We start from the raw sequence: 12,959 nt of genomic DNA, 5'->3' as shown, positions 1-12,959 counted from the left end.
GGGGGATCAAGAGAAGCGCGATCATGGCCAACGTCCTCGTCATCGACAACTACGATTCCTTCACCTGGAATCTCGTCCATCTCATCGGGCCGCTTTGCGGATCGATCGATGTCGTGCGCAACGATCAGGTCACCATCGACGAGATCCGCGAGCGCGCGCCCGATGCGGTGGTGCTGTCGCCGGGGCCGTGCACGCCTAACGAGGCGGGTATCTGCCTCGACGTGGTGCGCGACCTCTCCGGCGAGGTGCCGATCTTCGGAGTCTGCCTCGGCCTCCAGGCGATCGGGCAGGCCTTCGGCGGCGACGTGGTGCGGGCGCCAAAGCCCATGCATGGCAAAGTCTCGAGCATTACCCACAGGGCAACGGGGGTCTTTCGCGGGCTGAACGGCCCCTTCGATGCCACGCGGTATCACTCGCTCGTAGTGGAGCGCGGCGGGTGTCCGCAGGATCTCGTCGTCACGGCGGAAGCGGACGGGCTCATCATGGCGCTGGAACACGCGACGCTGCCTGTCCACGGCGTGCAGTTCCACCCGGAGAGCATCCTCTCGCATCACGGCTCGCAGATCCTGCGTAACTTCCTCGACATTGCTGCGGCCTGGAACGCGGGACGTGACAAGCGCGGGTCCGGCGTGCATTGACGCATCGATCAATTTTGATTGACGCTTCCGAGCCATGGACACTTTCAAGCCGCTCCTCGCGAAAGTCGCGGCCGGGTCGAGCCTCGACCGGGCGGAGGCGCGCGCCGCCTTCGACGACCTGCTCTCGGGCGAGGTGACGCCGGTCCAGGCCAGCGCCTTCCTCATCGCCCTGAAGGTGCGTGGCGAAGCCGAGGACGAGATCGTCGGCGCGGTGGAGGCCATGCGGGCGCGGATGGTACGCGTGGCCCCGGTTCCCGGCGCCATCGACATCGTCGGCACCGGCGGCGACCATTCGGGCAGCTACAACGTCTCGACTCTCGCCGCGATCCTCACGGCGGCCTGCGGCGTGCCGGTGGCCAAGCACGGCAACCGCGCGGCCACCTCGCGATCCGGCGCGGCCGATGTCCTCGTCTCCCTTGGCGTGAAAATCGGTCTCGAACCGGACGGGCTGGCCCGCTGCCTCGCCCGGGCCGGCCTCTGCTTCATGTTCGCTCAGACCCATCACGGCGCCATGCGCCATGTGGCGCCGGTGCGCTCCGAACTTCCGACGCGGACGATCTTCAATCTGCTCGGGCCGCTCTCGAATCCGGCCGGTGTCGAGCGCCAGCTTCTAGGCGTCTCCACCGAGGCCTGGGCCGAACCCCTGACGCGTGTATTGGGCGAACTCGGCAGCACGCGGGTCTGGACGGTGCACGGGTCGGACGGGCTCGACGAAATCACCGTCACCGGGCCGACGCCGGTGGTCACCCTGGAGGACGGGCGGATCGGCCGTTTCACGATCGATCCGCGCGAAGTCGGCCTGCCGCTCTGGACTCTCGAGGATCTGCGCGGCGGCGATCCCGACCATAATGCGCACGCGCTGAACGCCGTCCTCGCGGGCGAGCGCAACGCCTATCGCGACATCGCCGTTCTCAATGCGGGGGCCGGCCTCGTCGTCGCCGGTTCCGCGCAGACCTTGAGCGAAGGTGTGGCCCGTGCCGCTTCCGCCATTGATGACGGCGCGGCACGAGCAACCCTTGCACGCCTCGTGGCGGTCTCGAACACATGAAAGAGGCCCCGATGAGCGAGGCGAAACCCATTGCGGACGTCGTTGCACCACCGGCCACCACCGACCGGCGTGACGTGCTTGCGCGGATCGAGGCCTATAAGCGCCGCGAGATCGCCGAAGCCAAGCTGCGCGTACCGCTCGCGAAGCTCGAGAAGCGCATCGAGAAAGCCTCGCCGGTCCGGCCCTTCGCCGACGCGATCGCTGCTCATATCGCGCAGGGTCGACCCGCGCTCATCGCTGAGGTGAAGAAGGCGTCGCCGTCAAAAGGCCTGATCCGCGCCGATTTCGATCCCGCCGTGCTTGCCGCCGCCTACGAGACGGGCGGTGCAACCTGCCTGTCGGTGCTCACCGACACGCCCTCCTTCCAGGGCAAGCCGGAATACCTCACCGAGGCGCGGGACGCCTGTTCGCTGCCCGTGCTGCGCAAGGATTTCCTGTTCGAACCCTACCAGGTGTTCGAGGCTCGTGCCTGGGGCGCCGATTGCGTTCTGGCCATCATGGCGTGCCTCGATGACGACGAGGCGCTGGCCATCGTCGAGACCGCGCACGATCTCGGCATGGATGTGCTGGTCGAGGTCCATGACGAGGAGGAACTCGCCCGCGCCATTCCGCTCGGCACCCGGCTGCTGGGCATCAACAACCGCGACCTCAAGACATTCGAGGTCTCGTTCGATACGGCCATCCGCGTTGCCAAGGGCGTGCCAGAGGACCGTATCGCTGTCGCGGAGAGCGGCATCAGCGGGCACGACGATGTCCTGCGCCTCGAAAAGGGTGGACTTCGGACGATCCTCGTCGGGGAAAGCCTGATGCGCGAAGCGGACGTGACCAAGGCGACGAAACGCCTGCTCTTCGGTAAGGCCGGCAAATGAGCAGCCTCACGCATCTCGATGCGGCCGGTGCCGCCAACATGGTCGACGTCTCAGACAAGGCCGCCACCACCCGCATCGCTCGCGCCGAAGGCGTGGTGGTGATGCTGCCCGAAACGCTGCGCCTGATCCGCGAAGGCGATGCCAAGAAGGGCGACGTAATCGGCACAGCGAGGCTCGCGGGCATCATGGCCTCGAAACGCACGCATGAACTCATCCCGCTGTGCCATCCGCTGCTGATCTCCAAGGTCCGGGTGGAATGCGAGCCGGACGATTCCCTGCCAGGCCTTCGCGTGACCGCAGAGGTCAAGGTGATCGGTCCGACCGGGGTCGAGATGGAGGCCCTCACCGCCGTCTCGGTTGCCTGCCTCACGATCTACGACATGGTGAAGGCAGCCGATCGCGCCATGCGGATCGAAGGCATCCACCTAGTCTCCAAGGATGGCGGAAAGTCGGGCTCGTACCGGGCCGAGGGCGCTTCGTGAGCAAACTCATTCCGGTGGAGGAGGCGCTCGCGCGCATCCTCGCCAGTGCCGCCGAGCCAGTGGCAGCCGAGACGGTACCGGTAGCCGACGCCTACGGCCGGACCCTGGCCGACGATGTGGCCGCCCTACGGACCCAGCCGCCCTTCCCCGCCTCCGCTATGGATGGCTATGCGGTGCGTTCCGAGGATGTGGCCGCCGTTCCGGCAAAACTGGCGCTCATCGGCATGAGCGCTGCGGGCCACGGCTTCTCGGGCACGATCGGCCCCGGCGAGACGGTACGGATCCTCACGGGGGCTCCAGTGCCCACGGGGGCCGACACGATCCTCATTCAGGAGAATGCCGACGTCTCGGACAATGTGGTCACGGCGAAGGAAACGGTCGCCGCCAAGCGCCATATCCGCGTTCCCGGTCTCGATTTCCGGTCGGGCGATCTGCTCTTGCGGGCGGGGGAGTGCCTGGATGCGCGCCGGCTTGCCCTCGCGGCCGCGGGTGGTCACGCCACTCTCCAGGTTCGCCGCCGGCCTCGGGTCGCGATCCTCGCCACCGGCGACGAACTCGTGGCGCCGGGAGAACCGGCCTGCTGGGACCAGATCGTCGCCTCGAATGGATTGGCGGTGGCGAGCCTTGCCCGCGAGGCAGGCGCGGAACCCATCGATCTCGGCATTGCCGGAGACAGCCTCGCCTCCCTCGAAGCCGCACTGGGCCGGGCGCGGGACGCGAAAGCAGACCTTCTGGTGACCCTAGGCGGCGCCTCCGTGGGTGATCACGACCTCGTCCAGGCGGCTCTGCATCGCGAGGGGCTGGAACTTAGTTTCTGGCGAGTGGCCCTCCGCCCCGGAAAGCCACTGATGCATGGGCGCCTCGGTCCGATGATGGTCATCGGTTTACCGGGTAATCCCGTCTCCGCCGTAGTCTGCGGCCTGCTCTTCGTCGTGCCGGCGATCCGGGCTCTTCTTGGCGACCCCAAGGCCGGGGCCGACCGCAGCGAGCCGGCCCTGCTCGGGGCGGACATGCCGGCCAACGATATCCGCCAGGACTACATGCGGGCGCGGATCGAAATCGCGGATGACGGACGTCCGATGGCGTACGCCGAAACGCGCCAGGATTCCTCGATGCTCTCGGTCCTCGGTCAATCCGAAGCGCTCCTGGTTCGCCCACCCGGCGCTCCGGCCGCGAAGCGCGGCGATCCATGCCGGATCATTCGCCTCGATCGAGCGCTGCTCTGAACAGATCCGGTTTCGTCATTTTCCGATGACGTCAGGGGCCGATCTAGCCAGCCGCGTGGCGAGCCAGCCGACGATGATCGCTACGGTGACGCCCCAGCCCACCTCCATGACGCGCGAGCCGAAGATATGCTGCGCCGTTCCGTCATGGGGTACGAGCAGGATGATGGTCGCGGTGATCCCGGCGAGCCGGGCCGCACTCGCCACATTCAGCAACCAGCAGGCCGTGAGCGACAGGATGACTGCGAGGGCATAGGAAGCCAGATGCTGCCCGAGGCCGAGCCAGATACCGAGGCCGATGAGGCCCCCCGTGGCCGCACCGAGCAATTGGTCCCGCCCGACTTTCCGCGTCGCGCGGAACTCGGTCTGGAGTACGGCGATGGCAGTGATTGCCGACCAGAACCCCTCACGCTGATTCAGCGCCTGGGTCGGCAGATAAGCCAGCACCGCCGCGCCAGCGGATAAAAGGCCGTGCACCAAACCATCGATGAGGCGGCGTCGTAGCGGCAAGCCCTTGCGAAGGCGCGCGATACGTTCGCCGAGCCGGCTGATCCTGGCCTCGTCGCGCCCTCCTTTTTCGGTTCCTGGAGGGTGTGCCTGCGCTCGCCACCCAGGGCTTCCCGGTTGCTGCTCCACGATGACACGGTCGCTCGAATCCATGATTTTTGAACGCGAGCCGAGCCTGCTTCGATCCGCCGGCGATCTTCGGGTTTCTCGCTTGCCGGCTCGGTCAGCCGAACACGAACTCCACCGCCTGCGTTACAACCTCAGGCTGGTAGGGGTGTGGCCCATCATACTCCACAGAGGTCACATCGTAGCCAACGTCCCTCAGTTTCGAAGTGTGCACCCGTGCGCTGCGATCGATGGGTATCTGCTCGTCCCGTGTCCCATGTGAGATGAAGATGCGTGGTGACCCGGCCTGCAGATGTACCGACAGGAACCCGGCCGAGGAGATGATGAGGTGGGTGACGACATGGCCATTGGCGAGGCCGGAGGAGAGAGCGTAGCTCCCGCCATCGGAATGGCCGGCGAAGACGATGTGCAGCGGATCGAGCATGAAGCGTGACGCTACCTCGGTCAAAGCGAGGTCGAGCCGCTCGCGGTCCGGCCCGTGACCGCCGATGACGAGATCCCAGGTCGGGAATACGGATTGTGGAGCGAGGAGCAGAAATCCGCGCGCCTCCGCATGCTTTTCGAGCATGGGCAGGATCTTCTCCGCACTCCCGCCGCCGCCATGAAAGAGTACGACGAGGGGAGTTGGCCGTCGCGGATTGATCCTCGGCGGCACGATCAGCATGGCGTCGCGCTCATCGAATAGACCGAGCGGATGGCGGCCCGGAGGCATGGGCTCCCTAGTCGGCAGACGATGCGCAAAAGCGAGACGTCCTGCGAGTTTAGGGTCGATCATGCGGCGAGCCTCGCGTCGTTCGGTGACATGGTGCGGGCGTCGGTCGTTCTCTGCGGTCGGCGCCCCTTGCCTAAGCTGCCGCGTCAATCCGGCTTGGCTTCGCTCAAAGGCTTGATCTTCAGTTGATCGATGATCCACAGCCAGCCGCCGGCCTCCTGCTTCCGTGCGGTCTCCACCGAGATCGTTCCGTTCGGTAGGCGCGCGAAGGTCATCGCAATCCCCCCGTTGCGAATGCTCGGCAGCGTCTCTGCGGCCGGGAACTCGGAGCGCCGCGCCAGAAGGTCGGTGTAGAAGGCCCGGATCTCCTGATGTCCCGTCGCGACCACCTTTCCGGCAGCCAGCACGGCATCCGGTTCGTAGAGGGCGACCAACCCCTCCACATCGCCGGCATTGGCCCTTTCGTTGAAGAGACGGGCAAGGTCTTCTGGGGTTTCTGCTAGCACGTGGTCCATGGCGTTTTCCTCTTGTTACACGGCTACTTCAGCAGCGTACCAGCCGAGTCGCGCACCGCTACGGTGACCGGAATCCCCGCTTTGACGCTCTCGGAGACGGTACAGAAGCGCTCGAACTGCTCGAGAACCTTGTCGAGCCGTGGCATTGTTTCCGCCGGAGCGCTCAGCGCGATGCCGACTTCGATCCCGCTGATCCTCAGGCGACCATCCGCGTTGCGTTCCACGCGAAAGCTCGATCGCGCTGCGAGCCCGGTTGCGTCCTGTTTGAATTTGCCGAGGGCGAAGACCAGGCTCGCGCACAGACAGTTGGTGACGCTGGCGACCAGGATCTGCTCGGGGTAAGGCCCCTCCCCCCCGCCATAGGGTGGCGCCTCGTCAACGGCGAGGTTCGGGAAGGCTTCCCCAAAATCGATCTCGAACCGATAGCCCTCGATCTGCCTGATCGTGATGCTGCCGTCACTGCCCATCCGGGACGTCTCCTCTCGGCTCGCCTAGCCGCCGCGTGCGCACTGAAGCGGCAAAGCAGCGACTGGCAAGGCAACGAACGAGAAGCAAAGGCGAGTTCCATCTCATTCCCCCTCCTTGCCCGCGTGTTGACAGCCCGCCCTCATTGGCATACCAAATACCAACAGTAGACGCACAGAAAAAGCAAGTGCGCGGAACATCTCACGGACGGGGTTTGACCTTTCCGCGAAATGGAGGAAGCGATCACGATGATGCAATGCAGCATTCGCAACCGCAATATATTCCAGACGGAAGCCGAAATCGCGACCACGACTGCGAACGAAGCATCGCGCGTCTCAAGTGAAATCCCTCATCGCGTTTGACGGCCGTACCTGCTGCCTAAGTCGATGGACGACGTTTCACTCGAAGACGCGAAACAAGCCATGTCGGATCAAGCAAATTTCGCCGGTATCGACGTCTCTCAACTGATCGAAGCCGCCGGAGACGCCATCGTCGTCTCCGATCCGGACGGTGCGATCGTCGTGTGGAACGCGGCGGCGGAGAGGATCTTCGGGTTCTCGTCATCCGAGGCGCTCGGCCAATCCCTCGATCTGATCACCCCGGAACGCCAGCGCCAGCGTCACTGGGATGGTTACGCCAAGACAATGCGGACCGGCATCACCCGCTACGGCACCGAGGTGCTGCGCGTGCCGGCGCTTCACAAAGACGGCCGATCACTCTCGATCGCCTTCACCGTCGGACTCCTTCACGGTTCTGACGGCGCAGTGACTGGAATCCTCGCCATCATCCGCGATGAGACCCGGCGCTGGAACGACGAACGTCAGATGCGCAAGCGTCTGAGCGAGCTCGAAAGCGCTGCCGTTTAAGTGGAGGCGCGAAAAGCTAAAAGTTTCGCCAGAATACCGGCCAACACGAGTTCCGGATCAGAACCGGACATTCGAACTATCCGATCCATTATCGTTGCATGACGATCGAAAGGGAGAACGTCGAGATGAGCAAGCCGCTTGAAGGCACCAAGATCATCGATTTCACTCACGTCCAGGCTGGCCCTGCTTGCACGCAGCTTCTCGCCTGGTTCGGCGCCGACGTCATCAAGGTCGAGCGTCCCGGTGCCGGAGACGTGACACGGACGCAGCTGCGCCACGTGGAGGATGCCGACGCCCTTTACTTCACCATGCTGAATTCGAACAAGCGTTCGCTGACCCTCGACACCAAGACCCCCGAGGGCAAGGAAGTTCTCGAGAACCTCATCAAGCAATCCGACGTGATGGTCGAGAATTTCGGTCCCGGTGCCCTCGACCGCATGGGCTTCTCTTGGGCCCGCATTCAAGAACTCAACCCGGGCATGATCCTGGCTTCGGTGAAGGGCTTCTCGGACGGCCACCATTACGAGGACCTGAAGGTCTACGAGAACGTCGCCCAATGCGCCGGCGGCGCCGCCTCCACCACCGGCTTCTGGGACGGCCCCCCCACCGTCAGCGCCGCCGCTCTCGGTGACTCGAACACCGGCATGCATCTCGCCATCGGCATCCTCACGGCGCTCCACCAGAAGAACAAGACCGGCAAGGGCCAGAAGGTCGCCGTGTCGATGCAGGATTCGGTGCTGAACCTCTGCCGTGTGAAGCTGCGCGACCAGCAGCGCCTCGACGCCCTTGGCTACCTTGAGGAATACCCCCAGTATCCGCATGGCGAGTTCACCGACGTGGTGCCGCGCGGCGGTAATGCGGGCGGCGGCGGGCAGCCGGGCTGGGTGCTGAAGTGCAAGGGCTGGGAAACCGACCCGAACGCCTACATCTACTTCACGATCCAGGGCCATGCCTGGGCCCCAATCTGCAAGGCGATCGGCCGCGAAGAGTGGATCGAAGATCCGGCCTACAACACCGCCCGTGCCCGCCAGGACAAGATCATGGACATCTTCGGCACGATCGAGGAATGGCTCGCTGACAAGACCAAGTTCGAGGCGGTCGACATCCTGCGCAAGTTCGACATCCCGTGTTCGCCGGTCCTGTCGATGAAGGAACTCTCGGTCGATCCGTCGCTGCGCGCCAGCGGCACCATCGTCGAGGTGCAGCACCCCAAGCTCGGCTCGTATCTCACCGTCGGAAGCCCGATCAAGTTCTCGGACATGCCGGTCGAGATCAAATCTTCGCCGCTCCTCGGAGAGCACACTGACGAAGTGCTGCTCGACCTCGGTTACACCCAGCAGCAGATCGAGCGCTTGCACCAGGCACGCGCCGTCTAAGACAGATGCAAAGCGGCCCGTCCTCGGACGGGCCGTGGATTGAGGAAAACGGCGTGCCGCGAGGCGCGCCGTTTTCTTTTGGGATGGGACAAGGCCGCAGCAGGACGGCTGCGTCGTCGGCATCGTTGATCGAGCGCCGGCCCTGTTCGAGTGAACGACCTACGTACCGGGACGCACGGCTTCCTGCCCCAACGAGTTCGTCAAACGCCGCAGGTCGGCGGTGAGGATCAAGCGATGGATCGGCGCGACCGGCACCATGCAGACCCAATCAAAGGCATTGTGGATGACGACCGACGAGGTGGCGGTCCCGCACGGTGAGAACCAGCATATCCGGGGCGCTGTGTTCCACCAGGAAGAAGTCCAACGTTTCACCCGCGTGCGCTTGGATCCGGCGTTCACCGGAAAAGCCGCCGATCGCCTTCACGCCGAAACGGGCCGCGATCGAATCTCTCAAGCGGAAGGCGAGCGACATGAGCGGTCGTGGCTCTGAAGTGATGAAATTCTAGTCCTGTATCGGAGTCATCGCCGAGGAGAGTACGACCGATCGCGAGTCGTCATAAACGAGCTGATCGCTCGGGCGCAGAAGCTGAACCGGCAGATCGACGGCCAAGGACTTTCCCCATCTCATTGGTGGGTCGGCCCTAGCATGACCGACGCGGATAATCGGCGGCGCGATGGGTGAACGAGCGCGGCCTGGGCCAAACCGGGCCCGGTAGCCGTGCGTTTATCCCCCTAAGGACGTGGTGCGGTCCTGTTGCCCTCCGATGGGATGCGTAACCGGGAGGCCGTTACGCGAGACATCCAGCGAGGCTGCGTCTTTCCCCTCCATCGCGAGTGCCCCGTAGGGGAGCCAGCCGGCGAAAGGTTCCAGATTGTCCTGCCCAGCGGGGCGATACCAACGCCAGACTTGGCGTGCCGCACTCGGGGCGTACCAGCGACCGGGGCGACCCTCGGCCAGGATCGGACCGAGGGTCAGGTGGTTGAGCCAGATCCGCTCCACGATCTGTGGGGCCGTGTGCATCGGGCGCCAGGTCGGCGGCATCGGACATCTCCTGCGAGGGCGATCACGGGGCGATGAAACGGGTGCGGGGGCCAGGACTTGGCGTCCGGCCCCCGCACTCTGTTCGTGGTCGGTGGCTCAGCCTGAGTTCAGGCAGCGACCACGCGGGGGGCAGGCTTGGTCTCGTCGGAGACGGCCAGCGCCTGGGCCACCACCCGCTTGCGCCAGGGCTTCAGCACGGCGATGGCGAGGAGGGATGCGAGGATGTTGGCGCCTGCGGCGACGAGGAAGACGCCGTCCCAGCTGTTGGTGGCCTGCTGGAGGTAGTTGGCGACCGGGACCAGGAGGGCGGCGGTGCCCTTGGCGGTATAGAGCAGGCCGGCATTGGTGGCGGCGAACTTGGTGCCGAACGTGTCCGTGCAGGTGGAGGGGAAGAGGGAGTAGATCTCGCCCCAGGCGAAGAACACGAAGCCGGAGAGCAGGACGAACCACAGCGGGTCGTGGCCCCAGAGGTAGAGCATGTAGATGCCGAAGCCTTCCATGGCGAAGGCGATGAACATGGTGTTCTCGCGGCCGATCTTGTCGGAGACCCATCCGAAGAACGGGCGGGTCAGGCCGTTGAGCACGCGGTCGATGGTGGCCGCGAAGGTGATGGCCACCATGGTGATGCCCATGATGGTGACGGGCACCTTGTCGACGCCGATATCGGAGGCGATGGGCTTGAGGTTGGCGGTGATCATCAGGCCGCCGGCGCCGACGATGACGAACATGAAGTACATGAGCCAGAAGATCGGCTGGCGGGCGACTTCGCCGGGGGTGTAGTTGCGCCGGGTCTGGATGATGTTGGCGTTGGCCACGACCTCCGGCACCTGGCCCTTCTTGGGCGAGGTGAAGAAGAAGGCGAGCGCGCAGACGACGAGGCCCTGGCCGATGCCGAAGTTGAAGAAGGCGGCCTGGAAGCCGTGGTCGGCGATCATCCACTGGATCGGGGCGACGGTCAGCGCCGAGCCGGCGCCGAAGCCGGCGGCGATGATGCCGGCGGCCAGGCCCCGCTTGTCGGGGAACCACTTCAGGGCCGAGCCGACGCAGGTGCCGTAGACGGCGCCGGCGCCGATGCCGGCCACGACCTGGCCGAGATAGAACATGTTGAGCGAGGCGGCGTAGGAGTTGATGACCCAGCCGATGCCGCAGAGCGCGCCGCCGAACAGCACGACCACGCGCGGGCCGTACTTGTCCACGAACCAGCCCTCGATCGGGACCAGCCAGGTCTCGAACAGCACGAACAGGGTGAAGGCCCACTGGATCGCCGCCCGGTCGAAGCCGAACTTCTTCTGGATGTCCGGCACGAAGAACGTCCAGCCGTATTGCAGGTTGGCGATCATCACCATGCAGATCACGCCGATCACCAGCTGACCCCAGCGGTATCCATCGGATACTCGCCCACTCGTTGTTTCCGCCCTCGTCATTGTCGTCCTCCGCGTTGTTCTATTTTGCTTCACTCGAGGCGTAGGAGCCGGTTGCCCGGCTTCCAGTCTTGGCGAATGCCGACCCTTTGGCGTCGTCAGCATTCTGGTATGTGGAATACCAGCCTCTCTCGTACGTATGAGCCCGTCAAGACCGAGTTGCAGAAAAATCGTCGCCGCAATGCAGCAAACGGGGATTAAACTCAAGATCTCGTTCAGGCGATGAAGAATCTGTCTGAGCTATGCGAAAACAATATCTCGCGGACGCAAATACGGGTCTGCCATGCCCCTAAGTGCATATTGTTGCATAGGCGCAAATTTGCCGTGGAAACGAGGGGTACACCTCTCAACCACCGGATTTTTGCTGATAAATCTGAAATCTGTACGCGACGGCTTTGCGCATGCCTTCGGGAACAGGCAATGCCATACCGGCCACGCAGTGACCGAGCCAAGCCGACGAGGACGTACATAGCCTACCCGCCTCGCCCTGGTCAGGCACCATAGTGCTCTTTCATTCATTGACAACCGGTATTTTGCATACCAGGGTCTGAACTCAGGAAGCGATCCGGAAGGGGCGACGTTATGCCGGCGAGGCAGCAGACGAGCACTGTGGCAAGTCGCCTAAACTATATCCGAATGGATCGCTCGGTTCGCGATGCATTGAACATGTTGCAGAATCCCGGGGTCGACGCTCTCGTCGTCATCGACGGTGTCCCTCTCGCGGACGGTGCCATCGTCGGCATCATTACCGAGCGCGAGATCTTCCGTGCCATGGCATCGCGCGGCCTCGAAGTGCTCGACAACCTTGTCTGGATGTTGGCGAAGCAAGATTTCGCATCTGCCGACGTCAGCACGTCAAATGCCGACCGGCTTAAGCTGTTCTGTGCATATCAGACCGACCATATCGCCGTGACCGATGGCTTCGTCCTGACGTCGATCCAGAGCATTTGGAGCTGCGTCGACGCCATGACTGATAGGAGTACCTCGGCTCACTCGTGATGATCGATCAGGCATTCGGGGTGTTACAATCGAATGTAACGTCAGGTCGTCCAGAGGTTGCCGAGAGATTAAATGATGCGCAATCGATCTCGATCCTTCGTTATTGCGCTGCAACGCGGTCTCACCGCAGGTGCAGGATAAGATATCCCGCTTCTGATCATTGACCTCCATCGTTTTTGCATTCAAAATTTCGACACGATACCCTAGTGTTTCGGCCTGCTCGAAAGGTTCGATTCAAGCCGGGGATCGAGGCAAGGAGACGCTACGGGGCAGCGATCGTCGGTGAAACGCCGACCGCTCGCATCTCGTGGCCAACAGGGTTAGCAGCAATGCGTTACTTGGCCATTCTTGAATGCCCGGTCATCTTCAGCGGCGAATCCCCCAACGGGATGACCAGCATGGACATGTGTCCCTCGGCCGGGATTACGCGCGGACTGATCAGCCGCCATGTCAAAGTCATCGATTCAAGGGTGATCGCAGTCTGCATCTGGCAGAGCGAGTTCTGCGCCAAGCTCTACTTCAACGCGGAATGGTACGAGAAGGCCGAGGCACTCTGGGGTGACCGCTATCAGTTGCGGCTCGAGGCCATCGATGAGGAAGCGGTCGCCTGAGGCGTTCGAGGTCGCCGCCGCGATGCATGGCCGCCCTGGAATTCACTGACTTTTGGAGG

16 protein-coding genes are annotated in these 12,959 nt (G+C 63.8%); 9 read left to right on the top strand and 7 right to left on the bottom strand.

The genetic code is table 11. From position 1 onward, the window contains the following. Positions 1 to 23 precede the first annotated feature (23 nt). From ACYQML_RS11180 to ACYQML_RS11160, 5 genes are read left to right on the top strand one after another with little or no spacing between them, the layout of a single operon-like run. A complete protein-coding gene (locus ACYQML_RS11180) occupies positions 24 to 638 on the top strand; it encodes an anthranilate synthase component II (RefSeq protein ID WP_461224977.1) in 615 nt (204 codons plus the stop codon). Positions 639 to 672: 34 nt separating this feature from the next. After that, on the top strand, positions 673 to 1,686 hold the full coding sequence (gene trpD, locus ACYQML_RS11175) for an anthranilate phosphoribosyltransferase (RefSeq protein WP_461224979.1): 1,014 nt from the start codon (positions 673 to 675) through the stop codon (positions 1,684 to 1,686). 11 nt (positions 1,687 to 1,697) lie between these two features. Then, complete coding sequence (trpC, locus tag ACYQML_RS11170) at positions 1,698 to 2,555, top strand: indole-3-glycerol phosphate synthase TrpC (RefSeq protein WP_461224981.1); 858 nt, start codon at positions 1,698 to 1,700, stop codon at positions 2,553 to 2,555. Beyond that, positions 2,552 to 3,037 carry a cyclic pyranopterin monophosphate synthase MoaC gene (gene moaC / locus ACYQML_RS11165; protein WP_461224983.1) on the top strand — a complete coding sequence of 162 codons (486 nt, stop codon included), beginning with the start codon at positions 2,552 to 2,554 and terminating at the stop codon, positions 3,035 to 3,037. Before trpC ends, moaC begins: the two co-directional genes overlap by 4 nt. Continuing rightward, positions 3,034 to 4,263: a molybdopterin molybdotransferase MoeA gene (locus ACYQML_RS11160; RefSeq protein WP_461235541.1), complete on the top strand. Its 1,230-nt coding sequence runs from the start codon at positions 3,034 to 3,036 to the stop codon at positions 4,261 to 4,263. Before moaC ends, ACYQML_RS11160 begins: the two co-directional genes overlap by 4 nt. Positions 4,264 to 4,278: 15 nt before the next feature. Here the strand turns inward: ACYQML_RS11160 and ACYQML_RS11155 are convergent, their stop codons facing one another. From ACYQML_RS11155 to ACYQML_RS11140, 4 genes are all read right to left on the bottom strand, one after another. Further along, positions 4,279 to 4,737 carry an FUSC family protein gene (locus ACYQML_RS11155; RefSeq protein ID WP_461235540.1) on the bottom strand — a complete coding sequence of 153 codons (459 nt, stop codon included), beginning with the start codon at positions 4,735 to 4,737 and terminating at the stop codon, positions 4,279 to 4,281. Positions 4,738 to 4,990: 253 nt separating this feature from the next. Continuing rightward, positions 4,991 to 5,668, bottom strand: a complete 678-nt coding sequence (locus ACYQML_RS11150; RefSeq protein WP_461224989.1) for an alpha/beta hydrolase — start codon at positions 5,666 to 5,668, stop codon at positions 4,991 to 4,993. An 83-nt stretch (positions 5,669 to 5,751) separates the two neighbouring features. Continuing rightward, positions 5,752 to 6,120 carry a YybH family protein gene (locus tag ACYQML_RS11145; RefSeq protein WP_056426973.1) on the bottom strand — a complete coding sequence of 123 codons (369 nt, stop codon included), beginning with the start codon at positions 6,118 to 6,120 and terminating at the stop codon, positions 5,752 to 5,754. 23 nt (positions 6,121 to 6,143) lie between these two features. Then, positions 6,144 to 6,587 carry an OsmC family protein gene (locus ACYQML_RS11140; protein WP_207412362.1) on the bottom strand — a complete coding sequence of 148 codons (444 nt, stop codon included), beginning with the start codon at positions 6,585 to 6,587 and terminating at the stop codon, positions 6,144 to 6,146. Between the two features lie 420 nt (positions 6,588 to 7,007). On the opposite strand from ACYQML_RS11140, the gene ACYQML_RS11135 reads away from it, so the two are divergent. Both ACYQML_RS11135 and frc read left to right on the top strand, forming a co-directional pair. Next, on the top strand, positions 7,008 to 7,451 hold the full coding sequence (locus ACYQML_RS11135; RefSeq protein ID WP_056426967.1) for a PAS domain-containing protein: 444 nt from the start codon (positions 7,008 to 7,010) through the stop codon (positions 7,449 to 7,451). 125 nt (positions 7,452 to 7,576) lie between these two features. Then, a complete protein-coding gene (gene frc, locus ACYQML_RS11130; protein WP_207412361.1) occupies positions 7,577 to 8,827 on the top strand; it encodes a formyl-CoA transferase in 1,251 nt (416 codons plus the stop codon). A 268-nt stretch (positions 8,828 to 9,095) separates the two neighbouring features. Here the strand turns inward: frc and ACYQML_RS11125 are convergent, their stop codons facing one another. The 3 genes from ACYQML_RS11125 to oxlT all read right to left on the bottom strand — a co-directional run bounded on the left by ACYQML_RS11125 (position 9,096) and on the right by oxlT (position 11,293). Beyond that, the gene (locus ACYQML_RS11125; protein WP_461235539.1) at positions 9,096 to 9,299 is read right to left on the bottom strand and encodes a DUF2867 domain-containing protein; all 204 of its coding nucleotides are present in this window, start codon (positions 9,297 to 9,299) and stop codon (positions 9,096 to 9,098) included. Positions 9,300 to 9,551: 252 nt separating this feature from the next. Then, entirely contained in the window at positions 9,552 to 9,869 is a 318-nt protein-coding gene (locus tag ACYQML_RS11120; RefSeq protein WP_207412359.1) for a hypothetical protein, read from the bottom strand. A gap of 107 nt (positions 9,870 to 9,976) precedes the next feature. Further along, positions 9,977 to 11,293, bottom strand: a complete 1,317-nt coding sequence (oxlT, locus tag ACYQML_RS11115) for an oxalate/formate MFS antiporter (protein WP_419951759.1) — start codon at positions 11,291 to 11,293, stop codon at positions 9,977 to 9,979. A 633-nt stretch (positions 11,294 to 11,926) separates the two neighbouring features. On the opposite strand from oxlT, the gene ACYQML_RS11110 reads away from it, so the two are divergent. Together ACYQML_RS11110 and ACYQML_RS11105 are read left to right on the top strand one after the other, a co-directional pair. Beyond that, positions 11,927 to 12,289 (top strand): CBS domain-containing protein, encoded by a 363-nt coding sequence (locus ACYQML_RS11110; RefSeq protein WP_461235538.1) that lies wholly within the window; start codon positions 11,927 to 11,929, stop codon positions 12,287 to 12,289. A gap of 329 nt (positions 12,290 to 12,618) precedes the next feature. Continuing rightward, entirely contained in the window at positions 12,619 to 12,900 is a 282-nt protein-coding gene (locus ACYQML_RS11105) for a hypothetical protein (protein WP_056430905.1), read from the top strand. The last annotated feature ends 59 nt before the right edge of the window (positions 12,901 to 12,959 follow it).

The sequence above is a fragment of the Methylobacterium sp. CM6244 genome, from assembly GCF_054817885.1.
This window is presented reverse-complemented; position numbering and strand designations above follow the sequence as displayed.

Bases quoted from the DNA above. Each gene is read 5' to 3' on its own strand.
- ACYQML_RS11180 (WP_461224977.1), top strand. From the start codon at position 24: ATGGCCAACGTCCTCGTCATCGACAACTACGATTCCTTCACCTGGAAT.
- ACYQML_RS11110 (WP_461235538.1), top strand. From the start codon at position 11,927: ATGGATCGCTCGGTTCGCGATGCATTGAACATGTTGCAGAATCCCGGG.
- trpC (WP_461224981.1), top strand. From the start codon at position 1,698: ATGAGCGAGGCGAAACCCATTGCGGACGTCGTTGCACCACCGGCCACC.
- ACYQML_RS11135 (WP_056426967.1), top strand. From the start codon at position 7,008: ATGTCGGATCAAGCAAATTTCGCCGGTATCGACGTCTCTCAACTGATC.
- ACYQML_RS11145 (WP_056426973.1), bottom strand. From the start codon at position 6,120: ATGGACCACGTGCTAGCAGAAACCCCAGAAGACCTTGCCCGTCTCTTC.
- ACYQML_RS11120 (WP_207412359.1), bottom strand. From the start codon at position 9,869: ATGCCGCCGACCTGGCGCCCGATGCACACGGCCCCACAGATCGTGGAG.
- ACYQML_RS11125 (WP_461235539.1), bottom strand. From the start codon at position 9,299: ATGTCGCTCGCCTTCCGCTTGAGAGATTCGATCGCGGCCCGTTTCGGC.
- oxlT (WP_419951759.1), bottom strand. From the start codon at position 11,293: ATGACGAGGGCGGAAACAACGAGTGGGCGAGTATCCGATGGATACCGC.
- frc (WP_207412361.1), top strand. From the start codon at position 7,577: ATGAGCAAGCCGCTTGAAGGCACCAAGATCATCGATTTCACTCACGTC.
- trpD (WP_461224979.1), top strand. From the start codon at position 673: ATGGACACTTTCAAGCCGCTCCTCGCGAAAGTCGCGGCCGGGTCGAGC.
- ACYQML_RS11140 (WP_207412362.1), bottom strand. From the start codon at position 6,587: ATGGGCAGTGACGGCAGCATCACGATCAGGCAGATCGAGGGCTATCGG.
- ACYQML_RS11105 (WP_056430905.1), top strand. From the start codon at position 12,619: ATGCGTTACTTGGCCATTCTTGAATGCCCGGTCATCTTCAGCGGCGAA.
- ACYQML_RS11150 (WP_461224989.1), bottom strand. From the start codon at position 5,668: ATGATCGACCCTAAACTCGCAGGACGTCTCGCTTTTGCGCATCGTCTG.
- moaC (WP_461224983.1), top strand. From the start codon at position 2,552: ATGAGCAGCCTCACGCATCTCGATGCGGCCGGTGCCGCCAACATGGTC.